The 24,292-nt window shown below is 63.7% G+C and carries 19 protein-coding genes; 14 read left to right on the forward strand and 5 right to left on the reverse strand.

Going from position 1 to position 24,292, the window contains the following annotated elements:
• Positions 1 to 111: 111 nt before the first annotated feature.
• The 5 genes from I2H31_RS23780 to I2H31_RS23800 form a co-directional block, all read right to left on the reverse strand.
• Complete coding sequence (locus I2H31_RS23780) at positions 112 to 1,404, reverse strand: M16 family metallopeptidase (protein ID WP_196295565.1); 1,293 nt, start codon at positions 1,402 to 1,404, stop codon at positions 112 to 114.
• A gap of 179 nt (positions 1,405 to 1,583) precedes the next feature.
• Positions 1,584 to 2,807 carry a type IX secretion system outer membrane channel protein PorV gene (gene porV, locus I2H31_RS23785; RefSeq protein ID WP_196295566.1) on the reverse strand — a complete coding sequence of 408 codons (1,224 nt, stop codon included), beginning with the start codon at positions 2,805 to 2,807 and terminating at the stop codon, positions 1,584 to 1,586.
• Positions 2,808 to 2,861: 54 nt separating this feature from the next.
• Positions 2,862 to 6,860 carry a type IX secretion system sortase PorU gene (porU, locus tag I2H31_RS23790; protein WP_196295567.1) on the reverse strand — a complete coding sequence of 1,333 codons (3,999 nt, stop codon included), beginning with the start codon at positions 6,858 to 6,860 and terminating at the stop codon, positions 2,862 to 2,864.
• Positions 6,861 to 7,005: 145 nt separating this feature from the next.
• Positions 7,006 to 7,719: a CDP-alcohol phosphatidyltransferase family protein gene (locus I2H31_RS23795; protein ID WP_196295568.1), complete on the reverse strand. Its 714-nt coding sequence runs from the start codon at positions 7,717 to 7,719 to the stop codon at positions 7,006 to 7,008.
• Between the two features lie 113 nt (positions 7,720 to 7,832).
• Positions 7,833 to 8,474, reverse strand: coding sequence for an MBL fold metallo-hydrolase (locus I2H31_RS23800; protein ID WP_196295569.1), 642 nt, complete (start codon positions 8,472 to 8,474; stop codon positions 7,833 to 7,835).
• A gap of 214 nt (positions 8,475 to 8,688) precedes the next feature.
• Here I2H31_RS23800 and I2H31_RS23805 point away from each other — a divergent pair, with 214 nt between their 5' ends.
• The 14 genes from I2H31_RS23805 to I2H31_RS23870 all read left to right on the forward strand — a co-directional run bounded on the left by I2H31_RS23805 (position 8,689) and on the right by I2H31_RS23870 (position 24,227).
• Positions 8,689 to 9,765, forward strand: coding sequence for an NAD(P)/FAD-dependent oxidoreductase (locus I2H31_RS23805; RefSeq protein WP_196295570.1), 1,077 nt, complete (start codon positions 8,689 to 8,691; stop codon positions 9,763 to 9,765).
• A 196-nt stretch (positions 9,766 to 9,961) separates the two neighbouring features.
• Positions 9,962 to 13,246 (forward strand): PD40 domain-containing protein, encoded by a 3,285-nt coding sequence (locus I2H31_RS23810; protein ID WP_196295571.1) that lies wholly within the window; start codon positions 9,962 to 9,964, stop codon positions 13,244 to 13,246.
• A 151-nt stretch (positions 13,247 to 13,397) separates the two neighbouring features.
• Positions 13,398 to 14,930 (forward strand): T9SS type A sorting domain-containing protein, encoded by a 1,533-nt coding sequence (locus I2H31_RS23815; RefSeq protein ID WP_196295572.1) that lies wholly within the window; start codon positions 13,398 to 13,400, stop codon positions 14,928 to 14,930.
• Between the two features lie 56 nt (positions 14,931 to 14,986).
• Entirely contained in the window at positions 14,987 to 15,655 is a 669-nt protein-coding gene (locus tag I2H31_RS23820) for a heme exporter protein CcmB (RefSeq protein ID WP_196295618.1), read from the forward strand.
• A 75-nt stretch (positions 15,656 to 15,730) separates the two neighbouring features.
• The gene (gene ccsA, locus I2H31_RS23825) at positions 15,731 to 16,444 is read left to right on the forward strand and encodes a cytochrome c biogenesis protein CcsA (RefSeq protein ID WP_394368983.1); all 714 of its coding nucleotides are present in this window, start codon (positions 15,731 to 15,733) and stop codon (positions 16,442 to 16,444) included.
• Positions 16,434 to 16,679, forward strand: coding sequence for a CcmD family protein (locus I2H31_RS23830; RefSeq protein ID WP_196295574.1), 246 nt, complete (start codon positions 16,434 to 16,436; stop codon positions 16,677 to 16,679). Before ccsA (I2H31_RS23825) ends, I2H31_RS23830 begins: the two co-directional genes overlap by 11 nt.
• A 102-nt stretch (positions 16,680 to 16,781) precedes the next feature.
• Positions 16,782 to 17,213, forward strand: a complete 432-nt coding sequence (locus tag I2H31_RS23835) for a cytochrome c maturation protein CcmE domain-containing protein (protein WP_196295575.1) — start codon at positions 16,782 to 16,784, stop codon at positions 17,211 to 17,213.
• A 100-nt stretch (positions 17,214 to 17,313) separates the two neighbouring features.
• A complete protein-coding gene (locus tag I2H31_RS23840) occupies positions 17,314 to 18,441 on the forward strand; it encodes a hypothetical protein (protein ID WP_196295576.1) in 1,128 nt (375 codons plus the stop codon).
• Positions 18,442 to 18,464: 23 nt separating this feature from the next.
• Positions 18,465 to 21,074: a cytochrome c biogenesis protein CcsA gene (ccsA, locus tag I2H31_RS23845; RefSeq protein ID WP_196295577.1), complete on the forward strand. Its 2,610-nt coding sequence runs from the start codon at positions 18,465 to 18,467 to the stop codon at positions 21,072 to 21,074.
• An 89-nt stretch (positions 21,075 to 21,163) separates the two neighbouring features.
• Positions 21,164 to 21,958 (forward strand): Rossmann-like and DUF2520 domain-containing protein, encoded by a 795-nt coding sequence (locus I2H31_RS23850; RefSeq protein WP_196295578.1) that lies wholly within the window; start codon positions 21,164 to 21,166, stop codon positions 21,956 to 21,958.
• A 170-nt stretch (positions 21,959 to 22,128) separates the two neighbouring features.
• Entirely contained in the window at positions 22,129 to 22,464 is a 336-nt protein-coding gene (locus I2H31_RS23855) for a 2Fe-2S iron-sulfur cluster-binding protein (RefSeq protein ID WP_230688026.1), read from the forward strand.
• Positions 22,465 to 22,583: 119 nt separating this feature from the next.
• Positions 22,584 to 22,820 (forward strand): Fe-S cluster assembly protein IscX, encoded by a 237-nt coding sequence (gene iscX / locus I2H31_RS23860; RefSeq protein WP_196295579.1) that lies wholly within the window; start codon positions 22,584 to 22,586, stop codon positions 22,818 to 22,820.
• A gap of 144 nt (positions 22,821 to 22,964) precedes the next feature.
• Complete coding sequence (locus I2H31_RS23865) at positions 22,965 to 23,159, forward strand: cold-shock protein (protein ID WP_196295580.1); 195 nt, start codon at positions 22,965 to 22,967, stop codon at positions 23,157 to 23,159.
• 126 nt (positions 23,160 to 23,285) lie between these two features.
• The gene (locus I2H31_RS23870) at positions 23,286 to 24,227 is read left to right on the forward strand and encodes a geranylgeranylglycerol-phosphate geranylgeranyltransferase (protein WP_196295581.1); all 942 of its coding nucleotides are present in this window, start codon (positions 23,286 to 23,288) and stop codon (positions 24,225 to 24,227) included.
• The last annotated feature ends 65 nt before the right edge of the window (positions 24,228 to 24,292 follow it).

A 24,292-nucleotide genomic window follows, 5' to 3' on the forward strand; every position in this document is an offset into this window, starting at 1 on the left:
CGCCGCAACGGGGGGGGCGCGCGAACCCTCCCCCCCCCCACCCTCTTCCCTTCCCCCCCCGCCCTAACCTCCCTCCCCCGGCCCTCTGCATGACGTTGCTTTGATTTGTTTTTACTCGTTTTCTGGTCCGGCAATCACAATCTGCATATTCTCTGGCAACAGGTACGCCTGCGCCAGCGTGCGCAGCGTTTCGGCATTAGTGGCCTCGGTTTGCTGCACGAATTCGGTGTAATAGTCAGCGGGCAACTCCAGAAACACCAACGTTTTGTACTTGTCGCACTGCTCAAAAACGGTGGATAGTTCGTTGGCAAACTTGCCCAGCAGGTAATTTTTCACTGTTTCCAACTCGTCGGCCGGAATCAGTTCTTCCTGCAGGCGGCGCAGCTCCATCTCAATTTCGCGCACGGCAAAGTCGGCGCTTTCGCCCTTCACGTCGGTGCCGATGACGAGCGAGGTGCCTGCCTCGCGCGGGGCCACGCTGGCGTAGATACCATAGGTCAGGCCCTTGTCCTCGCGGATGTTACGCATCAGCCGCGAGCCAAAATAGCCGCCCAGCACGTTGGCCAGCAACTTCAGGCGGTGGGTATCGGGGTGCGTGGGGCTGGGCCACAAGCGGCCCATCCGGATGGACGCCTGCAGGCTGCCCGCCACTGGCACACGCTCGACGTGAGACGGTGGGATGGATACGTCAATTTCTAGTCCATACTGCTGTTCGGGCCTTTGCGTTGCGCCCATTGGCTCCGCGCCAAAAGCAGAAGCCACCAGCTCACGCTCCGCTGCTACATCGCCGCACAAAAACAGCTCGGCGTTGGCCAGGGCGTAGGCTTGCTGGTGGAAGGCCCGAGCTTCTTCGGCCGTCAGTGCCTGGTACTCGTCGGCGTTAAATGGCCGGCCGTAGGCGGTTTCGGCCCCAAAAAGCAATTCATTGAACCGCTCCGAAGCCAGGAAGCTGGTTTTCTGGCGCTCCACGCGCACGTTCTGGACGGTGCGGGTTTTGAGCTGGTCCAGCTCGCTGGCCGGGAAGGCCGGGTTTTGCAGCACGTCCAGCACCAGCGGCAGCAGGGCGGGCAGGTGCCGCGTGAGGCAGTAAAGCGTGAGCGTGGAGCGGTCAAATCCCGCGTCACATTCTAGCGAAGCGCCGTAAAAGGCCACTTCGTCGGCAATTCGGCGGGCGGTGCGGGTAGTGGTGCCCTCCAGTAGCATGCGCGCCGTGAGCGTGGCCAGGCCGGGGCGGGGCTCCACGGTTTTGCCGGCCCGGAACACGGCCTGCAGGCGCACCACGGGCTGGGCATCGTTGGCCAGCACGTGCAGGCGGGCGCCGCTGGGCAGGGAAAGAACGTCGGCGGCGGGCAGCGTTACGCGGGCCAGCGGCTGAACGGGAGGGGCGACGGTGCGGTCGAGCATAAAGAGCAGTGGTTGATTTCAGAGGGGAGGAAGCGAATGGAAAAAGAACGTCATGCTGAGCGCAGCCGAAGCAGCTCGCGTGTAGCAGCAACCCTTTCGTTTTCACGATTGAATTACTGTTGCACGCGAGCTGCTTCGGCTGCGCTCAGCATGACGTTCTGGGGTGGCAGTCCGTCGGCTTAGTTCGTGGGGAGCTCGCCGCTGGTGCCGCCGGCACCGTTTTCGTCAAACGCGTCGGAGAGCTTGTTCAGGTTGAAGTGCAGCGACACCCGAATGGTTTGGGCCAGCGGGTTGTTTTGCGAGTTGTTGCCGGTGGGCACCAGGTAGGTGCCGTCGATGCCGAACACCTGGTAGCGCACGCCCAGGCCCAGGCTCAGGTATTGGCGGTCGCCCTTGTCGGGGGCTTCATAAAAGTAGCCGCCGCGGGCGTACAACAAGTCGTTGTAGTTGTATTCGAGGCCGGCCGAGAGGTTGATTTCCCGGATTTCTTCGCTGGTGCCGCCCGGCGCGTCGCTGAACGACGAGAACATGGCGCCCACAATGGACTGGTTGTTGCGCTGCGTGTTGGCGGCCACAATCGAGGGCGTGTTCGACGCCACACCGTTTTCGTAGTACGGCGAGGGCACCAGCAGCTTGCTGGCGTCTAGGGCTATCGTGATTTTGTTGTACTGGTCTATTTCGCGGGTAATGGCCGTGCCGAGCTTCAGCGTGGTGGGCAGGAAGCTGGGCTCCGTCGCTTTGACGTAGGTCATCTTGTTGCCGATGTTGGAGATGGCGCCGCCAAAGGCCAGGTTGTAGAGGCCCGTGCCGATGGTGAGGTCCTTGGAATAGTACGCGCCCAGGTCCACGGCCGCCGAGTTACCCGGCTCTGAACTGTTGTTGTTGATGGCCCCGATGAGGTTGGAATGGATGTAGCGCGCCGAAATGCCCACGCCGAAATTATCGGTCAGTTGCAGGCCGTACGACACCGAAACGGCGTACTCCTTGGGGTTGAAGGAGCCGTTGGGCAGGTTGTTGCCGGTGCGGTAGTCGATGTTGCCCAAATCGAAGTACATCAGCGAGGCGCCGAAGGCCGAGCGCGTGCCCACTTTGCCGTAGCCCGAGAGGTAGGACAGGCTCATGTCGTCGGTGATGTTGCGCAGCCAGGGCGAATACGACACCGACGCCGCGTACTTGTAGGGCACAAAGCCCAGCTTGCCGGGGTTGAAGTAGGCCGCGTTGGCGTCGGGCGAGGTGGCCACGCCCGCTTCGCCCATGCCCGAGGCGCGCGCATCGGGGCTGAGGGTGAGAATGGGCACCGCCGTGGTGATGGTGTGCTGCTGGCCCTGGGCCTGAACCGAAGCGGCCGAAGCCAGCAAGCCGGCTACCAGCGCCCAGCGCGAACATGAAACGAGTGAATGCATAGAGGTGGGTGAGGAGGCCATTCGCGGCCCGGGCGCAAATAAAAGCGGATTAGGTTAATTCAGGATGACGAGCTTTTCGTATTTCGAGGCCACGGTGCCCTTGTTCTGCGAGCGCACGCTGAGGCGGTACACGTACACGCCACGGGCCAGCTGGTCGTCGAACTCGTCGCGGCCGTTCCACTTGATGGTCTTGTTGTGCGACTCGGTGCTGGGCACCGTGGCCGTGAGCGTGCGCACCAGCCGGCCCGCCACCGTGAAAATCTGCACCTGCACGTCCAGCTCGTCGGGCTCGCCGCCGGCCTGGTTGTGGTCGAAGATGAACGTAGTACTGGTAGCAAACGGATTGGGGTAGTTCAGCACGTGGTCCAGGGCCAGCTTTTCGTCGGTGGCCACCACGAACTCAATCTCTTTTTCCGACGAGTTGTTGTAGGTGTCCCAGGCTTTCACGCGCAGCGTGTGCGGCCCGTTGGCCAGTCCTTTGAACAGGTTCGTGACCTGGCCCCGCCGGAAATTGCCCACGCTCGACACGAAGCTCTCGTTGAGCACCAGCAGCTTGGAATCGTCGTGGTCAACAACGGCCGTGATGTCGTGGCCAATGCCCGCCCCCGTGGTGTTGATGCCGCTGGAGTCGCTCAGCTGGGCCAGCAGCGTGGTGTTGGGCCCGGTGAGGCCGCCAAACACAAACTTGTCGTTGTCCATGAACAGCGTGATTACCGGCGGAATGGAGTCCTGCGGGGCGTTGAGCGAAGCGCCGCCCACCTGCTTCAACTGGTAGCCGTGCGCGTCGACGGTGTGCGTGGGGTCGGAGGCGTAGAGGCTGATTTTGCCCAGCCCCAGGTTGTAGTTGATGTCCTTGGGCACCACAAACGTCAGGCTGAACTCGCCGTTCACCACGTTGGCCTGGCCGCCATAAATCACGCTTTCCTGCACCTCTATATCGCGCGGCTTATCCTCCGGCGTGGTGGGCGTTTCCTCGTCGCCGAGGGTTTTCACCATGGTCGGCTTGTCGTAGATGGTGACCTGCGCCCGGCCCGTGAAGCCGGTGTTGGGCGCGCCGCCATTCAGCACCCGGCCGTGCACCCGCACGCGGGACAGGGCCTGCAGCGCCGGGGCCGGCGTCCACACGCCCGCCACCCGCTCGTTCACGCTGTCGAGCACCACCGTCTGGCGGGGGTAGGCCAGGGTCATGCTGGGGTCGGCCAGCAGGGTATAGTTGCGGTTGTTGAGGTCGGACCCATTTGCGCGGTGAAAGTCGTTCTTGCTTAGCATCACCACCGTGCCGATGGCGGGCATCTGGCTGTTGAGGGGTTGCAACACCCGCCGGAAATAGGCATCGTTCAGGCCTGCGTTCTGGCCCGCATCTACCACGCGCGTGGTGGTGAAAAGGCCCACCGCCCCGCCCGTGGCATTGTCGGTGAGCACCTGCTCGCCGGCCGAGGTAAAGTCGGGATTGTCGAAGGTGCTGAAATCGCAGGTGCCCGTGGTGAAGAACGTCAGGTTGTTGGCGTTGCGCAACGCCATCACCGACGCATTGGTCAGAATCTGCTCATCGGCCCAGCCCTTCGGCCCGCCGTGACCCAGGTAGTTGACAATCAAAGAGCCTTGCTCCACCGATTGGTCGATGGCACGGTTGGCAGCCGTCGAGCGCTGCCCGGCCGCCACGGCCTGCTGCGGATACAAGTCGAGGTACACCTTGTGCACGTTGTAGGCCGGCGCCGTGGTCTGCACAATGTTGGCAATGTTATCGGAGCCCCGCGTGTCGTCTACAAACAAGCTACGCTCACCGTCGTCCGACACCAGCGAAATGCGGTTGCGCCACTTGCCATAGGCCGCCGTGGCGTCGTAGCTGATGATTTTGTCCACCAGCTGCCGGGCCTGGGTCACGTCGGTTGACTTGCCCGACGGCAGGCGCACCGGCAGGCGGCCCACGCCAATGTCGAGCAGCTCATTGCTCGACCCTTCCACCCATTCGCCTTCGTTGTCGTCGAGCAGGGCGTAATAGTCGTCCGAAGAATAGCTGGGTATACCATAGAACGGCGTCAGCGACTCGCGCGACTCGTAGGTGGGCACGTAGTTCTGGTTGAAGTTGTCGAAGTCGGCGCTGGCGCGGAAAGGCACCCGGCTGCTTTTCCACCAGTCCGGTTCAAAGTTGGCGTCGTTGTAGGGGTCCGACTTGTAGTCGAACGACGCATCGCCGAACAGCAGCAATTGCAGCTGCCGGCCGGCGGGGGCCCGGTCGTAGAGCTGCTTCACGAAGTCGCGAATGGCCGTCACGTCCTGCCCGCCCGAGCCGTATTCGTTGTAAACCTGGGTGGTGGTCACCACCACGGAGCGCAGGCCGTCGTGGGAGGTGCGGTGGTTGGCAAGGCGCTGGGCCTGGGCGTAAAACACCGGATGCGTCACAATAACCAGGTCGACCAGCGCGGCCGGGTTGCTGTTGATGGCGTGCAGGTTCTGGTTGTCAACGCGGCCGAACCGCCGCACTTTGCCGAAGTTATTGGTAAGCTGAAAAGCTACAAATTCCCGAAATGTGTCGGACGGCGCTACGAAGCTGTTGCTGCCATCGAGGGCGCGGGCCACGGGCCGCCGCGGGTCAGTCACGTCCCACACGGTGGCGCCGGCAGCATTGGCCAGCTGGTACTGGTTGAGATGTCCGGGCCCGATGTTGCTCAACGAACGGAATTCCAGCGGCTTATCCGTCAGCCGGAGTTGGCGCATGGCGTTAATTTCCAGGTAGTCGAGGTAGCCGTTGGCGCTGGGGTCGCCGCTGGAGAAGGTGAGCCCCACCGTGAGCGAAGTACCCGGATTGGGCAGGTACAACTGTCGGGTGGCCGTGGTTTCGACGGCAATGGGAAAAAATGCCTGGGGCACCAATGCCCTGAGCGGCTCGGTGCCCAGGCTGGTGTTGTTGAGCGTGAGCTGAAACGCGCTGCCTGCCGCCGAGCTGGCCAGCAGCGACGACGTGACTTGTACCGGCGCGTTGCTTACCAGGTCGGGAATGTTGTCGAACGTGAAGTTTTGCTGGCCACCGCTGCGAAAACCCTCGCCCACCCAGTTGCGCCCCGAGTGCATGAGGCTAATCAGGTCGTGCTCGTAGAAGTCGCGGTAGGTAAACGAATTGATGAGCACGGGAGTAGCACCGGCCGCCGGCGGGGCCACCGGCTCAACCCGCCGGCCCGGCTGGTTGTCCACGGTCACGAAATAGTAAGCCGTGTCGGTATAAATGTTGTTGCGGTGCCGGAACACGGCGCCGTCAGCCGCCCAGGTGTGCGGGCCGGGCGAGTAAAACAGGAAGTATTCGTTGTTGTCGAGCGTGTTGTCGGGGTTGCCCACAAACTGAATGTTGTTTTCGGTCAGGTCGTCGGGACGCGGCACGGCGCTGGCCTGGGGCAGAATGCCCATGGCGTTGCCGTAGAGGTGCAGGTTCTTGGGGTTGATGTTCCCGGAAATGCCCAAGTCGGCCAGGGCGGCCTTGTCGAGCTTGTAGACGCCGCTTTCGGCCACGCCCAGCTTGTACCAGTCGCCGGTGCGCAGCACCGATTGGGTGGCGTAGACGTGGGCGGCCGTGGCCGTGCCGCGCGCGGCCGCAGCGCTGCCCGGCGCGTAGCGGTAGTCGAACGACACCAGGCGCTCGGGCTGGCCGGTCTGGGGGTTGCGGCGGGCCGGGCGCAGGCTCAGGTACGTCACCGTGCGCTTCATCTCGGTGCCGGAGCTCAGCTGTGGGTCGGGGCCGGCGGGCAGCTTGCCGGCGTCAAACAGCTGAGCGTCAGCGGCGGAAAACGGCTCGTACACCAGGTTCAGCAACTCGCCCTGGGCCACGGCGCCGCCCGTCAGGCGCACGGTGTACCAGCCCACCTGCTCGTTCAATACCGGCTGGGCTTCGGCGTAGGTGGGCACTTTTTTCTTGCGGGTGCCGGGGCCGGGCACCTCGGCGTAGCCGCCCCACTTGATGGTGCCGTGGGTGGTGAGAAGGCCGCCCGACTGCGCGCGGGCCGGCCGGGCCGCTCCCACTATCAACCCCGCAAAAGCAATGAAGAGAAAAGAAAGACGCATACACGCTATGTTTTTAATACCTGCCTTGCTGCACGGGCCCACCGGGGGTGGCCCTCGCAACAGCGCGGCCGGGCGTCAGGTTCACCTGGCAACCCCATCCTAACAACCAAATACTCTATTTATTGCAACGCCAGCCGCGAATATGTCAGCGGGCCGCCGTTTTGGGCACCGAAAGCAGCACGTAGAGCAGCACCACCAACGGCACGGCCGCCGCGCGCAACGCCAGCAATAATCCTGCCGCCAACAGCAAAAACAAAAAACGACGCCGGTTATCGGCCCAGCGCAGGGTCTTAAACTTCAGGGCAAACAGCGGCAGCTCGGCTACCAGCAGCCCCGACAGCAGCACCGTGAGGCCCAACAGTACCAGCGGATTAAGAACGAAAGCTTTCAGCCCAAACTGGTCGTGGGCCAGAATAAGCGGCAGCGAGGCCACCACCAGCGTACACGCCGGCGTGGGCAGCCCAATGAAGGACGTCGTCTGCCGGGTGTCGTTGTTGAACTTGGCCAGGCGCAGGGCCGAGAAGATGGTGACCAGAAAACCGAAGTAGGGCATCCAAACCCAGTTCGACATCGGCTCCGTGCCGCTGCCAAATAGCACATGCCCGGCCAGCAGATGAGCCAGAATAGCCCCCGGCACCACGCCAAACGACACCATGTCGGCCAGCGAGTCCAGGTCTTTTCCAATAGCCGACGACACGCGCAGAGCCCGGGCCAGCAGGCCGTCGGCAAAGTCGGCGGCGGCGGCGGCGGCCACAAACCAAGCGCCGTTTTCGAGCCGGCCGGCAAAAATCTCCGTCAGCGCCAGGCAGCCGCACAGCAGGTTGAGGCAGGTCACGGCGTTGGGCAGGTGTCTTTTCATTTAACAATTATCAATTAGCATTTAACATTTTATCGGCTCCACTTATCTCCCTCAACAGCTACTGGGCGCGCACTCAACGTTCGCCCGGGCTGTTAAATGATAATAGCGAGCCGTTAAATGAGGAAGGGATTGGCGCGGCGCTCCTCGCCGATGGTGGTGGCCGGGCCGTGGCCGGGGTACACCACGGTATCGTCGGGCAGGGTCAGGAGCTCGGTGGCAATGCTGTGCAGCAGCTCGGCGTGGTTGCCGCCCGGCAAATCGGTGCGCCCGATGCTGCGCTGAAACAGCACGTCGCCGCCAATGACGGTGGCCGTGGGCGCGTGGTAGAACACCACGTGCCCCGGCGCATGGCCCGGCGTGAAGCGCACCTCCAGCGCGGTTTCGCCGAAGCGCACGGGCTGGCCGGCCACCAGCTCGCCGGTGGGCTCGGCCGGCTGGTACTGCGGAAAGCCATAGTTGGTGGCGTAGGTGGGCACGGCGCGCAGGGTGGGCACGTCGAGGCGGTGCACCAGGAAGGGCGTGCCCGGCCAGGTGCTCAGCACAAACTGGCTGCCGAGCACGTGGTCGATGTGCGAGTGGGTGTTCAGCAGCAGCGCTACTTGCAAGTCGTTGGTTTCGATGTACTCTTTTAAGGCACGCTGCTCGGCAGGCGCGTAGCAGCCGGCGTCCACGATGGCCACTTGCCGGGTGGCCTCGTCAATCAGCAGGTAGGTATTTTCGGAGAAAGCATTGAACGTGAAACCGGCGACCGTCATACAAAACCAAAATGTCTGAGCAATGCGGAAAGGTACGGCGCTTCGCTTAATGAGGAGTAAACTCGCCCTGTCATCCTGAGCGCAGCGAAGGACCTTCTCACGCCAGCGCCGTCTGAATTTATTGCAAATTATTCAGGGGTAATGAGGTCCTTCGCTCCGCTCAGGATGACAGGGCGGGTTCCTTGTTAAAGTAAGTCTCATTACCTTGCCGGCCATGATGGACTGTGATTTTCTGGTGGTTGGCCACGGCATTGCGGGCGCCACGCTGGCTTATGTGCTGCGCCAACGGGGCCACCGCGTGCAGGTGTACGACCCCGGCCAGGCCAACTCAGCCTCCAACGTGGCGGCCGGCCTCATGAACCCCGTAGCCGGCAAGCGCTTCGCGCTGTCGTGGCGCGCGGCTGAGCTGCTGCCGTTCGCCGCCGCGTTCTACCGCGAGCTGGAGCAGCGCTTCGACCAGCCGTTTTTCAACGAGTCGCCCATTTTCAAGCTCTTCGGCTCGGTGGAAGAGCAAAACGCCGTGCTGGCCCGCAGCGCCGACCAGCCCTGGGCCGGCTTCGTGGCCGAGCTCACCACCACCGACCCCGGCCTGGCCGGCGTGCACGCGCCCTTCGGCGGGGCGTGGCTGCGCGGCGGCGGGCACGTGGCCGTGCGCGAGTTGCTGGCTGCCCTGGCCGCCGAAGGCACCCGCGAGGGCTGGCTGCAGCCCGAAGGTTTTGACTGGAGCAAGCTGACGACCGACGACGCCGGCGCCACCTACGCGGGCCAGGTGCGGGCCCGGCACGTCGTGTGCTGCGAGGGCGCGGCGGCCGTGCGCAACCCCTATTTTAGCTGGCTGCCGCTCACGCCCAACCAGGGCGAGGTGCTGGACGTGGAATGCGCCGGCCTGAGCCCGGCCCAGGTGCTGAACCGCGGCGCCTACGTGGTGCCGCTGGGCGGCGGGCGCTTCCGGGTGGGCGCCACCTACCGCTGGCCGCCGTTTGCCGAGGGGCCCACGGCCGTGGGGCGCGAGGAGCTGGCGGCCCGCCTCACGGTGATTACCGACCTGCCGTTTGCCGTGCTGGGGCAGCGGGCGGGCGTGCGGCCCGCCGTGCGCGACCGCCGGCCGCTGCTGGGCCCCCACCCCACCGCGCCGGCCTTAAGCTTTTGCGGCGGCTACGGGTCCAAGGGCGTGATGCTGGCCCCGCGGCTGGCCGTGCTGCTGGCCGACTGGCTGGCAGGGCGCGCCGAACTGTGGCCCGACGTGAGCCTGCACCGCTACAACGCGCTGCGGCCGGTTGGCGTAATTTGAGTACTATTGAACCCGGCCCCGGCCGGGCGTGGCCGGGCCGCGTTTTTCCTGGTGCGATACCGGAACAATTTTCCGCTAAATCCTTTTACTTCAATTCCCCGGGCGGCCCGCCCACCGGGCGGAACCTTTCCTAGGGCCCGCAGACTTTTTAGCGTTACGCGCGGACGAAAATCCGCTTTTGCTCGTTGCCTCCGTTATGACCATTTCATTATTCACGAAGCGCGCGCTGGGCGCCCTCGCGCTGCTGCTGCCCTTGCTGGGCCCGCCCGCCGCCCGGGCCCAAACGGCGCAGGAACCTTTTGGGCGGGTGCGCGTGCAGTACAAGCAGTTCAACTGGCAGCAGCTGAGCACCCAGAATTTTAACGTGATGTACTACGACGGCGGCGAAGGCAGCGCCCGCCGCGCCGCCGAGTACGCCGAAAAAGAGCTGCAGCGCATCACCTCGCTCATCGGCTATTACCCGTATTCCAAAACCACCCTGCTGTTTTACAACTCGGTGGGCGACCTGCGCCAGAGCAACATCGGCCTCACGGCCACCTTGCAGCAGGTGAACGGCGGCGAAACGCCGCTGGCGCGCATGAGCAAGGTCCAGATTGCCTTCGGCGGCCAGGAGACGGAGTTTAAGCGCGAGCTCAGCACCCAGATAACCCAGGTGCTGCTCAACGACATGATGTACGGCGGCTCCCTGAAGGAAGTGCTGCAGAGCAGCTACCTGCTGCAGCTGCCGGACTGGTTCATCGGCGGGGCCTCGGCATACGCGGCCGAGGGCTGGAGCGTGGAAATGGACGGCTTCATGCGCGACATGACCAAGCAGTACCCCACGGGCATGCGCACGGCGCCGTTTTTCCTGCGCAACTCCACGCTGGCGGGCCAGAGCATCTGGAACTATGTGGCCGAGCGCTACGGCTACACCACCATCCAGAATATTCTGAACCTCACGCGTATTACGCGCGACATTGAGGTGGGCATCAGTTCTTCGCTGAACGTGCCGTTTAAAGTCTTTCTGAAAGACTGGCTCACGTATTACCGCGACCTCAACGGCCAGCCCGTGGCCACGCTGGTAGAGCCAGACAAGCAATTTCGCCAGGGCGGCCGCAACCGCCACGCCGACGTGTTTTCGCAGCCCGTGGTGAGCCCCAACGGCCAACTGGTGGCCTACGCCCAGAACGAAGGCGGCCGCTACCGCGTGGTGGTGGTGGACCGCACCGGCAAGCACCGCCGCACCCTGAGCCGCGGCGGCTACAAAACCCCCGACCAGCAAATTGAGACCCGCCTGCCCGTGCTGGCCTGGCGTGGCAACTCACAAGTGGCCGTGGCCGAGATGAGCCGCGGCGAAATGACCCTGCGCCTGCGCGACGCCGACGGCCGCGGGCTGGTGCGCCGGGCGCGCGAAGCCATCCGGTTTTCGCGGCCGGCCTCGCTGTTTGCGCCCTACGACCAGATTCTGAGCATGAGCTACTCGCCCGATGGCAAGGCGCTGGTGTTTAGCGCGGTGCGCAACGGGCAGAACGACATTTACTTATTGCGGGCCGGCAGCCGGCAGGCCGAGCAGCTCACCAACGACTTGTTCGACGACGTGCAGCCGGTGTTTTTGCCCAACGGCGAAGGCCTGGTGTTTAGCTCGAACCGCTACCTCGACTCGGCGGGCCGCGCCCGGCCGGCCACCTTCCAGAACGTGGTGAACAACTACGACTTGTTTGAATACCACCTCGACGGGCGCCCCATTCCGGTGGAAACGCTGGTGAGCACCATCTCGAACGAGACGCGTCCCCGGGCCATTTCCAATGAGGAAATTCTGTACCTGGGCGAGGAAAGCGGCGTGCGGGCCCTGTACCGCTACTCGCTGAAAACTAAGCAGCGCACCATTCTGACGAACTGGCTGCCCAATACGCACGATTTCGACTACAGCCCGCAGACGTCGGCGCTGGTGTTTGTGGCGCCGACGCAGTCCCGCGACATCCTCTACCTCTACCCCGAATATCCGCTCACGACGAGCTTCCCCCTCACCAAAACGGCCCGGCAGCAAACGCTGGAAGACCGGTCGGCCCCACCCCGGGCAGCCGCGGCCCCCAAGCCCGCCCCGGCGCCCGCGCCCGTAACGTCTTCGGTTGCCGCCGCGGGCGCGCCGGCCGACTCGGCCACCACAACGGCACCGGCCAAGGCCCCCAAGCCCGCCAGCAGCACCGTGAACACCAGCGACTACCAGTTTGAGGAAGACGAGCCGGCCCAGCCCTCGCAAACCAAGCGGCGGCGCCTCACCCCCACGACGGCCTCGACGGCAGCAGCGGCGGCGACGGCGGCCCAGGCCAACGCCCCGGCCCTGAGCGGCCCGTTCCGCTACGACACCCGCTTTATGGCCGACAACGTGTCGACGGCCCTGTACATGGACCCGCTGGTGGGCGTGGGCCTGCAGTTCAAGGCGGCCCTGACCGACGTGCTGGAAAACCAGCGCATCGACGCCAGCCTGTTTGGCTTGTTTGACCTGCGCACCAGCAACATCCGGGCGGCCTACACCAACCTCACGCACCGCTACGACTGGAGCCTTGCCTACCAGAAGCAGGCCTACTTTTTCGGCATTGGCAACAACAACTTCCGCTACGGCCGCCACGAGGTGGCGCCCACCATTGCCTACCCGCTCACCCACAACCTGAGCGTGCGCGGCGGCCCCCGCTTCGTGAACATTTCGAGCACCCAACTTGGCGATGCTTCCACCGAAAACGACCTGAGCACCAACTACGTGGGCTACAACGGCGAGCTGGTGTTCGACAACAGCATCAACACCGGCGTGAACATGGTGGTGGGCACCCGCCTCAAAGCCAGCGTGCTGAACCTGACCAACGTGAACGACAAGGGCAAGAGCTTTGGCAAGTTCGTGATTGACCTGCGCCACTACCAGAAAATCAGCCGCTCCATTGTGTGGGCTAACCGCGCCAGCTACGGGCAATTTTTCGGTCCGCGCGCCCAGGTGTTCCGCATCGGCGGCATGGACGACTGGGTTATCAACGCCGAATACGACCAGAACCGCTTCCTGCCGGGCTACTCGGCTGCCGACCAGGTGATGAACCAGGAGTTTGTGACCAACCTGCGCGGCTTCAACTACAGCGCCCGCAGCGGCCCGCGCTACGTGCTGTTCAACAGTGAGCTGCGCGTGCCCATTGTGCAGTATTTCGCCCGGCGCCCCATCTACTCGGGCTTCTTCCGCAACCTGCAGCTCACCGGCTTCGCCGACGCCGGCACGGCCTACTCGGGCACCAACCCGTTTGGCCTCGACAACTCGGCCAACACCGTGAAAGTGGTGCCGTCGGGCAACTACTTCTCGGCCACGGTGGTCAACTTCCGCAACCCCTTCCTTGTGGGCTACGGTGCGGGCATTCGCACCACGCTGCTGGGCTTTTATGGCAAGATGGACGTGGCCTGGGGCCAGGAGGATTACATCACCAAAGGCCCGAAATTCTACTTCACGCTGGGCTACGATTTTTAACGGGCAAGCGTGGATGGTCAGTGGTTAGCACTGAATTGATGACGCTTGAGAAGGCTCCTGGCTTGATAGCCAGGAGCCTTTTTTGTTTCGCTCCGCTCAACAAGCCGTCGATTCCGTTATTTGTGCATCTCCAACCAAGCCCCTTCCCGCTATGAAAAAGTTGCTACTCTCCGGCCTGATGCTCCTGCTGTCGGGCTCCGGCGCTTACGCCCAGTTCCAGACGCCCGGCACCGGCGTGCGCTGGACGCTGGCCCAGTTGGCCGCCGCGCCCGGCTCCAACGTGGTGCTGACCGGCCCCGGCACCTACGCCGTGAACGGTGACCTGCGCCTCAGCCCCACCGATACGCTGGCCATCACGACCAACGCCGCGTTGCGCGTGGCCGCGGCGGCCCTGGTGACCGTGGACGGGGTGCTGCTGGTGAACCCGCGCGACTCGGTCAAAATTACGGCCCAGGCCAGCGCGGCGCCGTTTAAGGGCCTCACGTTTTCGGCCACCAGCCAGGGTTCGCGCCTGCGCAAAACCATTGTGGAATACGGCGGCGGCATCCGCATTCTCGACAATGACCTGCTGCTGGACAGCTGCGTGGTACGCTACCAGGTGTCGCGCATCGGCACCACCAGCACCAACAGTGGGGCCATCAGCCCCTCGGGCGGGGCGCCGCGCATCCTGAACTGTCGCATTTATGACAATGCCCGCTCCGGCGTCTTGAGCCCGGCCAACCGCAACACCTCGCCGATAATCCGGAACTGCGTGTTCCGCAACAACGACACGGAAAACGCGAACTATCCGCAGATTAACCTCGGCATTGGCGGCGCCACGCCCATTGTGGTGGAGGGCTGCCGCGTGACGGGCGGTCCCTACAACATGGCCGGGGGCGTGTCGGTGTCGAACCTGCTGGGCTCGGCCGGCACCACGCAGGTGCTCATCCGCCAGAACCGCATTGCCAACAACCGCTACGGCGTGGCCTTGCTGGGCTCGGGCATTCAGGCCGTGGTCACCCGCAACGTCATTGAAAACAACAACATCAACCCCAACGCCAACACCGGTGGCAGCGGCATCAACCTGCAGGGCGGCGCCACCCTCACCGGTGTGGCCAGCCGCAACGTGCTGCGCGGCAACCTCTGGGGCGTGACGGTGTTGCGCACCTCTACCACGAGCACCACCCCCGGCCCCACCATGAGCTTTGGCGACATCAGCAGCACCGACAGCCTGAACGTGGGCCGCAACCTGCTCTACAACAACGGCAACGGCGGGCAGGTGTACGATTTCTACCTGAACATGCCCGACAACATGCTGGCCCAGAACAACGACTGGGGCACCAACTCGGCCGCCGTGGCCGAAAGCCACATCGTGCACCAGGTGGACCAGCCGGCCCTGGGTTTGCTCAATTTCCTGCCCCTGCGCGCCACCACCGTGCTGGCCGCCCGCCCGGCCGCCCCGGCGCTGGATATGGCCGCCTACCCCAATCCCGCCCACGGCACCCTGAACCTGCGCCTGCCCGGCAATGCGCCCGCCACGCTGCGCCTGCGCAACCTGCTGGGCCAGGCCGTGTACGCCGCCGAAGCCACACCGGCCAGCGGCCGGCTGACCTTGCCGCTGGGTGCCCTGGCCCCCGGCCTCTACGTGCTGGAAGTGAGCCAGCAAGGCCGCACCGCTAGCGCAAAAGTGGTGGTCGGGGAATAATCCAGGGCGGGTCGGGCGTATCTTTGCGGCCCGAAACGAACCTGCTGACCGTGCCCCTGCTCCGCGAAATTTCCACTCTGTTAGCCAAAGACTTCCGCCTCGAATGGCGGCAGCGTGCGGCACTGGGCGGGCTACTGCTGTACGTGGGCAGCACGGTGTTTGTGTGCTTTCTGAGCTTCAGCCTGCGCGGCGGCACGCCCCCGCCCCCGGCCTGGAACGCGCTGCTGTGGGTCATCCTGCTGTTTGCGGCCATCAATGCGGTGGCGAAGGGCTTCATGCAGGAAAGCGCCGGGCAGCGGCTGTACTACTACACGCTGGTGCGGCCCCAGGCCATTATCCTGGCCAAAATGCTCTACAATGCGCTGCTGCTGACGGTGGTGGCGCTGCTGGGGCTGTTTCTGTACACGGTTTTTCTAGGCAATCCCATTCAGAGTCCCGGGCTGTTTGTGGGCAACCTGCTGCTGGGTGCGCTGGGCTTCGCCACCACGCTCACGCTGGTGTCGGGCATCGCAGCCAAAGCCGGCGGCAACGGCGCCACGCTCATGGCCGTGCTCGGCTTCCCCATCATGGTGCCCATGCTGCTGCTGCTCGTTAAGGTGAGCAAAAATGCGCTGGACGGGCTGGACTGGAGCGTCAGCCAAAGCTCGGTGCTCACGCTGGTGGCCTTGAATATGATTGTGGGCGCCACCTCATACCTGCTGTTTCCTTTTTTGTGGCGCGGCTAACATCCAGTTTCTTAGTTATCAATGAATAATAAAACTATTTTAATAGGTGTAATTGCCTCCATTGCGAGTATAGCATTGCCTATCTTGGGCGTGTGGGGCGGGCAATACCTCATCGAGCAGCGCACGTCGGGCGTGGTGTGGAAGTCCATCACGGCATTGCTGCTGATTGGGGCTTCGGCGGTGGGCATCTTGATTGCGGTGCCGCGGCTGCCCATCGTAAACGAGAGCATCCGGAACCTGTTTTTCCACGTGCCCATGTGGTTTTCCATGATTATGGTGCTGCTGGTGTCGGTGTGGTACTCCATCCGCTACCTGCGCGAGCCGAGTGAGCGGCTGGACGTGCTGGCCCACGAGTCGGCCAAAACGGGCATCGTGCTGGGGCTTTTGGGTTTGGCCACCGGCAGCGTGTGGGCCAAGTTCACCTGGGGCGCGTGGTGGACGCCCGACCCGCGGTTGAACGGCGCGGCCGTGGCCATGCTCATCTACGGCGCCTACCTGGTGCTGCGCGGCTCCTTCCGCGACGAGCAGCAGCGGGCGCGGGTGTCGGCCATCTACAACATCTTTGCGTTTGCGGCGGCCATTCCGCTGCTGTTTGTGCTGCCGCGCCTGAGCGGCCCTTCGCTGCACCCCGGCCAGACCGGCAACCCCGGCTTCAACCAATACGACCTCGACAACACCATGCGACAGGTGTTTTACCCCGCCGTCATCGGCTGGATTTTGTTTGCCTTCTGGCTCACCCAGGTCAGCAGCCGCTTTGCTTTCCTGAAATTGAAACACGATGAAAATTAAGCTCTCGCCGCGCCCCGCGGCCCTGTTTCTGCTGTTGCTGACGCTGCTGTTCAACGCCGCCACCGCATTGGCCCAAGCCCCGGCCGCCGAGCCCGAAATGGCCGACGCCCTGCGCGCCAACGGCAAAATCTACGTGGTGGTGGCCGTGGTGGTCATCATCGTGGGTGGCCTGCTCACTTACCTTATTTCACTCGACCGCAAGGTGAGCCGCCTGGAAGAAGAAATAAAAAAATAGCCGGGCACCTGCCGCCCGGTTGCGCTGTTACCCCTGCGCCCCCGGCGCGCGGAACCCCAGAAAATCTGTTCAATCCGTGAAAATCTGTTCAATCTGCGGTCTATGAAGAAGTCGCACATTTTCGTCATGGCCATCATTGCGGTGGCCGCCGCCATCATCCTCAGCACCACCGCCGACGCCAGCGTGTACGTGGGCTTCGGCGAAGCCCGCCAGCGTGCCGCTGAGGGCAACACCACCAAAGTGCACGTGGTGGGCAAGCTGCCGCGGGATTCTGCCAAGCAGCCCATGGGCCTGGAGTACGACCCCATGACGGACCCCAACTACTTCGCCTTCACGCTGGTGGACACACTGCACGTGGCCCAGCGCGTGGTGTACAATAACCCCAAGCCGCAGGACTTCGACGCTTCGGAGCAAGTGGTGATTACCGGCTGCATGAAGGGGAACGTCTTCATGGCCGACAACATCCTGCTGAAGTGCCCCAGCAAATACGTGAAGAAGGATTTGAACCAGGGCGCCACGGCTTCAGTCAAATAAGCTGGTATTGCTCATCCCTTTCCCGCCCGTCATGCAGAGCGGAGCGAAGCATCTTTACCGCTGCAGTAATTCAATCAAAAGAATTAGTAGCGCGGTAGAGATGCTTCGCTGCGCTCTGCATGACGTTCTGTTTTTGGCCTGCTGCCTGATACTCCTTGCAGCTTCCGCCTCTACCGCCTTTGCTCAGGTTGCCAACGACAACATCGAAAACCGCCGCGTCCTGCAAGCCGAGGAAGTCATTACCTCCAACACCACCAGCTGCACCGTGCAGCGCAGCTGCGTAGACGAGCGCCTGACTGGCAAGTGCATCGAGTACCACAACGACCAGTGGTTTGAGTTTACCCCCAGAACGTCGGGCCGCTACTTCATCAACATTGGCGGGCAAAAGTGCCGCGACGTGCGTGGGGTGCAGCTTGTGGTACTCACGGGCACGCCCTGCCAACCGGCTACTTACCGCATCCTGAGCTGCACCTCGCTCGGCACGCAGGATGACGTATTTGTGACGCTGGATTCTTTGCGCGCCGGCCGGCCCTACCTGCTCGATGTGGACGGCTACCTGAAGGACTTCTGCCAATTCTCGCTGCAAGTCAGCCGCCAGCCGGTGGGCATGCCCGTCAGCTATTTCCCACCCAACCCCACGCGTGTGCTGCCCACCGCCAGCCACGTAGTCGAGCTTACCTGGACCTTGCCCGACTCGCTGGCCGCCGCGCCCGCCTGCCGGGTGCTGCGCCGCGAGGTGCACCAGTACCGCAGCAGCGAGGTGCGGCTGGTGTCCGTGCAGCGCGACACGTACGGACAGCCGGCCCTAACCTACACGGTGACCGATACGCTGCCCGGCCCCGGCACCTACGACTACCAGGTAGTGACGACGCAGGCGCCCAGTGGCCCGCCGCCGGTGCGGCTGCGGCAGTGGTGGTACGGCTACGGCGAGGCCGCGGCGCTGCCCGGCGCCGCCGACCGCGCGGTGGTGGAGCTGCCGCTGCGCAAGTACCCGAACAAAGCGCGCCTCTCAGTAGTCGTCACCAACCCGGCCAGCGGGCAGGTGCTGCTGTCGCGGCAGCTCGTCAATCAGCCCAGCGACCCGCGTCAGGCCGAGCTACCGGTGCGCCGGTGGCGGGAGGCCGGCCTGGAAAAAATTGCCGTCGAAATCACGTGTCATCCGGTGCGGGGCGCCTTTTTCACCGATAAGTTGTTGTTAGCCCTACCGGCTCCGGCGGCGCGGCGGTAAATTTGCCGGATATTCTTTAGCTTATGAACTTATTAGTAGGACAAATCGGCCACCTGAGCGTCATCGTGGCGTTTGCGGCGGCGCTGGTGGCGGCTTACGGCTACTTCCAGGCTTCCCGGGGCCGGGCCCTCGGCGACGAAGACCAGAGCTGGCTGCGGTTGGCGCGCGTCGCGTTTTTCGTGCACGGCGCGGCGGTATTGAGTGTGATTGGGTGTTTGTTCAACATCATTCACGCGCACCGCTACGAGTACTACTACGCCTGGAGCCACAGTTCCAACCACCTGCCGGTGGAGTACATGATTTCCTGTTTCTGGGAGGGCCAGGAAGGCTCTTTCCTGCTCTGGATTTTCTGGCAAGTGGTATTGGGCCTGTGCATCATGCGCTTCAACCGCAAGTGGGAAGCACCGGTAATGGCCGTGTTCAGCGGCGTGCAACTGTTTTTGGTGAGTATGATTCTGGGCGTGGTGCTGGGCGGCGTGAAAGTCGGTTCTTCCCCCTTTATCCTGTTGCGCGAGTTCCTTACCGACCTACCGGTGTGGAAAATGAACCCCGACTTCGTGCCCAAAGACGGCACCGGCCTCAACGCTTTGCTGCAGAACTACTGGATGGTGATTCACCCGCCTACGCTGTTTCTGGGCTTCGCGCTCACGCTGGTGCCCTTCGCCTTCGCCATCGCCGGCCTGTGGAAGCGCGAGCTCACCGCCTGGGTGAAACCGGCCTTGCCCTGGACGCTCATCGGCGGCGGCGTGCTGGGCGTGGGCGTGGTCATGGGCGCTTACTGGGCTTATGAAACGCTGAACTTCGGCGGCTACTGGAACTGGGACCCGGTGGAAAACGCCGTGTACATTCCCTGGCTGGTGCTGGTGGCCTCGCTGCACGGCATGGTGCTGTGGCAGAAGCGCCGCATTGGCCTGCGCACCTCGTTTGCGCTGGTGGTGGCCACGTTTGTGCTCATTCTCTACGCCACTTTCCTCACCCGGAGCGGTGTTCTGGGCAATGCCTCAGTGCACTCTTTCACGGATTTGGGCCTGTCGGGCCAGCTGTTGATTTACCTTGGTGCCTTCACCGTGCTGGCCATTGCGCTGCTGGTGTCGCGCTGGAAAGAGATTCCCGTTTCGCCCAAGGAGCTGGATGGCTACAGCCCGGAGCTGTGGGTGTTTGTGGGCGCTACGGTGCTCTGCCTGGGCGCCTTCCAGGTGCTTTACACCACCAGCATTCCGGTATATAATGCCCTGATGGGCCTGATTGGCATTAAAACCAACGTGGCCCTGCCGGCCGACCAGATTGCTCACTATTCCAAATTCCAGCTCTGGATGGGCGTGGTGGTGGCCCTGCTGTCGGGCATCGCCCAAATCATGTGGTGGCAGCGCAACGACAAAACCACCGTGGTAAACTCCCTCACGGCGCCCACCCTGCTGGCCCTGCTGGGCACGGCGCTGGTGGTGCTGCTGGTGCGCTACAATGGCCTCACGATTTCGCCGGCTTACGTGATGCTGACCTTAGCCGGCCTGTTTGGCGTGCTGGCCAACTTCGGCACCATCTTCAACCTGCTGCGGCGCGGCGTGCGGCTCTCGGGCGGCGCGGTGGCCCACCTGGGCATTGCCCTGATGCTGTTGGGCATCCTGGCTTCGGCGGGCTACTCCAACATCATTTCGCGCAACGTGTCGGGCCTGCTGTATTCGCGGGAGTTCGACGAAGACCTGAACCGCGACAACGTGCTGCTGTGGCGCAACGAAACCACGCCCATGCACGGCTACCAGCTCACCTACACGGGCCAGTTTTTTGAGGTGCCCGGCGTGCCCGGCTACGTCGACAAGCAGTTCCTCTTCCGCACCGACGACGACTACAAGGCCCTGGCCCGCGCCCCCATCACCGTGGAAGGCAAAACCTACTACAAGACGGGCGACACGGTGAACATCCTGCCCGAAAACACCTACTACCGCATCAATTACAAGGATGTGAAGTCGGGCGAGCAGTTTGCGCTCTACCCCCGCGCCCAGGTGAATGACGAGATGGGCGGGGGCGGCCTGCTGGCTTCGCCGGCCATCAAGAAGTTCTGGGGCTACGACATCTACACGCACGTGAGCTCGGTGCTCGACCCGCGCAAGGAAAAGCCGTGGAGCGAGGCCAAGGAAAGCGTGCTGAGCGTGGGCGACACCATTTTCCTGAATGACTACTTCGCCGTGTTCCGGGCCATTGAGCCGGCCCACGAAACCGCCGGCCTCAACTTGCAAAAAGGCGACCTCGCCCTGCAGGCCGACATGATTGTGACCGGCGAGAAACGCCAGTACCACGCCCACCCGGTGTTCGTCATCCGCAACCGCATGATTGGCCGCGTGCCCGACGAAGTGGAAGACCTCGGCGTGCGCCTCACCCTCAACGCCATCGACCCCACGGCCGGCAAGTTCACCTTCGGCGTGAGCACCACCCAGAAGGACTACGTCATCCTCAAGGCCATGGAAAAGCCGTTTATCAACCTGCTCTGGAGCGGCACGCTGCTCATGGCCCTCGGCTTCGGCCTGAGCGTGCGCCAGCGCGGCGGCCGCGGCGCCGTAGCCTCGGAAGCCGCCCCCGAAACCGAAGCATCGGCGGAAGCGGGCAGCCGGGCGGCGCGGCCCCAGCCGGTGGGCTAATCAATTTTCTGAATACGAAAAGGCCGCTTCTGTCGCAGGAGCGGCCTTTTTATTCGCCTTTCGCGAGGCCTAACCCTCTTAGCTTGCTCATGTCCACTCGTTCTTTTGCTTCTCTACGAATAGGCTTGCTCGGAGCCGGCCGGGTGGCCAGCCAATTGGGACCTGCGCTGCTGGCGGCCGGGCATTCGGTGGTCTTCGTCTGGAACCGCAACCCGGCCCGTGCTGCTGCGCTGGTGGATGAGTTGCCTAGTGCCCGATTGCTTGTCGACCTGGCCCTGCCCCTGCCGCCTGCCGATGTGTACCTGCTGGCCGTGCCCGATGCCGCCGTGGCCCCGCTGCTGGCCGCCACCGCCTGGCCCGACGGTGCCCTGGTGGCGCACCTGGCTGGCGCGTTGCCGCTCAGCATTTTTGAAACGCAGCCGGCCATCCGCGGCGGCGTGTTCTATCCGCTGCAAACGTTTAGCCCCGGCCGCGCCATCGATTGGCCCGCGGTCCCGCTGTGCGTCGAAGCCAACGACCTGGCGGCCGAAACCACTTTGCTGGACCTGGCCGGCAGCCTCAGCCAACACGTGCGGCGGCTCGACTCGGCCCAGCGCCTCAAGCTGCACGTGGCCGCGGTATTCGCCAACAATTTCACGAACCACCTGTTGGGCATTGCCGACGCCTTGCTGGCCGAGGCCCAGCTGCCGCCGGAATTGCTGGCCCCGCTGGTGCGCGAAACCGTGGACAAAGCTCTGGCCAACTCGCCCTTCGCGGTGCAAACCGGACCGGCCGTGCGGCGCGACGCGCCCACGCTGGCGGCGCACCAGACCGCGCTGGCCGCGCATCCGGCCTGGCAGGCGCTGTACCAGCAGCTCACGGCCAGCATCCAGGCGCAACTGTAGCGCGAACTTTGTAGTTCGCGTGCCGGAACGATGCGCGAATGGCACGGGGCACGCGAACCACAAAGTTCGCGCTACGGGCCAGCATTCAGTCCCAGCTTTGATGCCGGGGCGGGAGGGAGTACCTTTGCGGCTTCAAAAGCTGTGTTTTTTCGACTTATAAGTTTCTCGTTTTGTCTGTTCCCGCCACCACCATCACCTTCCAGTTCAGCGACGGCCAGCCGGCCCAAACCCACGTGGCGGCCCCCGGCGAGTCGGTGCTCGATGTGGCCCTGAACAACGGCATCCAGCTGCAGCACAACTGCGGCGGCGTGTGCGGCTGCAGCACCTGCCACATCTACATCAACGCGGGCGGCGACGACCTGCCCGAAATCTCGGACAAGGAAGAAGACTTCATCGACCGCGCCGAGAACCCGCGCATCAACTCCCGCCTAGCCTGCCAGTGCGTGCTGGAGCGCGACATGCAGGTGACCGTCACCATCCCGCCCCAGCACTTCCTGGGCCATTAATTTTCGATGTGCTGATGGATTGATTTGCTGATGTGCTTTGCAGCGCATCTCGGCAAACGCAGAGTCAAGAAAGCCATTCCCAGCACATCAGCAAATCACTTAATCAGCACACCAACAGAATGAGCCATTTCGAGCCGCCCATGCACTGGGCCGACCACGAGGACATTGCCATGGCGCTCTACGAGAAGTTCGGCGACGACTTCACCGAGGCCAAAATCTACCGCATCCGTTTCACCGACCTCATCGAGTGGGTGCTGAGCCTGGATAATTTCGACGGCACCCGCGAACAGGCCACCGAGGGCCACCTGGAGCAAATCCAGGCCAAGTGGGTGTACGAGTGGCGCGACAACCAATAGACAGCGAAGGCGGTTGCCGCCAGTGCCCAACCCGGCACTAGCTTCCCGCGTAAGCTGCCCTTGAAGTGGGCCCAACCTCCCATTTCAGGCATTGCCGCAGCCTTTACCCGGGCGGTTTCCTCCTTTCCATTTTTAGTTTTTTGCATGAAAACCGGCATCATTAAATTTTTCAACGAAGCCAAAGGCTACGGCTTCGTAACCGACGACCAAACGAAAGAAGACTTTTTCGTCCACGTAACGGGCCTCAACGGAGCCACGGTGCAACAAAACGACCGGGTGGAATTTGAAACGCAGGAAGGCCGCAAAGGCATCAACGCCGTGAACGTCCGCAAAATCTGAGCTACTGAAACCAACTTCGGGGCAACCCGCTGAAAAAGCTTCTCCTTGCCGGAGAGGCTTTTTTTGTGACCCGGCCGGCCGGCCCGCCGCTTTGCCCGACCTTTGCGCCTTGCCCGCCCCGTTGCCATGCCCACGCCTCCGCCCAAGCCGCTCCTCGCCCCCGCACCGCCCCCGCCGGCGGAGCGGCTGCGCACGGCCCTGCCCACGCTGGTGCGCTGGCCCAACCTGCTGATAATGCTGCTGTGCATGGCGCTGGTGCGGGCCGGCCTGCTGCTGCCGCACCAGCCGCTGCGCGAGTCGCTGCTGGCGCCCCGCTTTGCGCTGCTGGTGCTGGCCGCGCTGCTGGTGGCAGCGGCTGGCTACATCATCAACGACTATTACGACGTGAAAATTGACGCCATCAACCGGCCCGACCGGCTGGTGGTGGGCCGCGTGGTGAACCGCCGCAAAGCCATGCTGGCCCACATGCTGCTGAGCGGCGCGGGCGTGCTGCTGGCCGGCTGGCTGCACCCGGTGCTGGGCGCCGTCACGCTGGGCACGGCCCTGCTGCTGTGGGGCTACTCGGCCCGCTTCAAGCGGGTGGCGCTGGCGGGCAACGCCAGCATTGCCACCCTCACGGCGGCGCTGGTGCTGCTGCCCGAGTTGCAGCTGCAGCTGGCCCGCCACGACGGCAGCAGCAGCGTGGTGTGGCCCTACGCGCTGGCCGCTTTTCTGCTGACCATGGTGCGCGAGATTGTGAAAGACGTGGAAGACATGAAGGGCGACGCCCAGCACGGCTGCCGCACCCTGCCGCTGGTGGTGGGCGTGGCGCGCACCAAATGGGTCACGGGCCTCTTCCTGGGCTGCCTGGCCCTGCTAACCGCGGGAGCCACCGCGCGGTTGTTCATGAGCGGGCACTGGCCGTTGGGCACCTGGCTGGTGCTGCTGGTGTTGGGGCCCATGGCCCAGCTGGCGCGCCTGCTCATCCGGGCCGACCGACGGCGCCACTTCAAGCACCTGAGTGCCTGGTGCAAGGGCGTCATGCTGGCGGGCGTGCTCAGCATGGCGCTGGCGGGCGGACTGGGGTGAAACCAGAACGTCATGCCGAGCGCAGCGAAGCACCTTTCCCGCCACCGCTAACCATTTAGTAATGC

Source organism: Hymenobacter ruricola (genome assembly GCF_015694525.1).
Taxonomy (GTDB): Bacteria; Bacteroidota; Bacteroidia; order Cytophagales; family Hymenobacteraceae; genus Hymenobacter; species Hymenobacter ruricola.

Coding starts and splice junctions, on each gene's coding strand:
- porV (WP_196295566.1), bottom strand. CDS start 2,807: ATGCATTCACTCGTTTCATGTTCGCGCTGGGCGCTGGTAGCCGGCTTG.
- I2H31_RS23835 (WP_196295575.1), top strand. CDS start 16,782: ATGAAGAAGTCGCACATTTTCGTCATGGCCATCATTGCGGTGGCCGCC.
- I2H31_RS23865 (WP_196295580.1), top strand. CDS start 22,965: ATGAAAACCGGCATCATTAAATTTTTCAACGAAGCCAAAGGCTACGGC.
- porU (WP_196295567.1), bottom strand. CDS start 6,860: ATGCGTCTTTCTTTTCTCTTCATTGCTTTTGCGGGGTTGATAGTGGGA.
- I2H31_RS23830 (WP_196295574.1), top strand. CDS start 16,434: ATGAAAATTAAGCTCTCGCCGCGCCCCGCGGCCCTGTTTCTGCTGTTG.
- I2H31_RS23840 (WP_196295576.1), top strand. CDS start 17,314: ATGCTTCGCTGCGCTCTGCATGACGTTCTGTTTTTGGCCTGCTGCCTG.
- I2H31_RS23805 (WP_196295570.1), top strand. CDS start 8,689: ATGATGGACTGTGATTTTCTGGTGGTTGGCCACGGCATTGCGGGCGCC.
- I2H31_RS23850 (WP_196295578.1), top strand. CDS start 21,164: ATGTCCACTCGTTCTTTTGCTTCTCTACGAATAGGCTTGCTCGGAGCC.
- I2H31_RS23780 (WP_196295565.1), bottom strand. CDS start 1,404: ATGCTCGACCGCACCGTCGCCCCTCCCGTTCAGCCGCTGGCCCGCGTA.
- I2H31_RS23810 (WP_196295571.1), top strand. CDS start 9,962: ATGACCATTTCATTATTCACGAAGCGCGCGCTGGGCGCCCTCGCGCTG.
- I2H31_RS23800 (WP_196295569.1), bottom strand. CDS start 8,474: ATGACGGTCGCCGGTTTCACGTTCAATGCTTTCTCCGAAAATACCTAC.
- iscX (WP_196295579.1), top strand. CDS start 22,584: ATGAGCCATTTCGAGCCGCCCATGCACTGGGCCGACCACGAGGACATT.
- I2H31_RS23870 (WP_196295581.1), top strand. CDS start 23,286: ATGCCCACGCCTCCGCCCAAGCCGCTCCTCGCCCCCGCACCGCCCCCG.
- I2H31_RS23815 (WP_196295572.1), top strand. CDS start 13,398: ATGAAAAAGTTGCTACTCTCCGGCCTGATGCTCCTGCTGTCGGGCTCC.
- I2H31_RS23795 (WP_196295568.1), bottom strand. CDS start 7,719: ATGAAAAGACACCTGCCCAACGCCGTGACCTGCCTCAACCTGCTGTGC.
- ccsA (WP_196295577.1), top strand. CDS start 18,465: ATGAACTTATTAGTAGGACAAATCGGCCACCTGAGCGTCATCGTGGCG.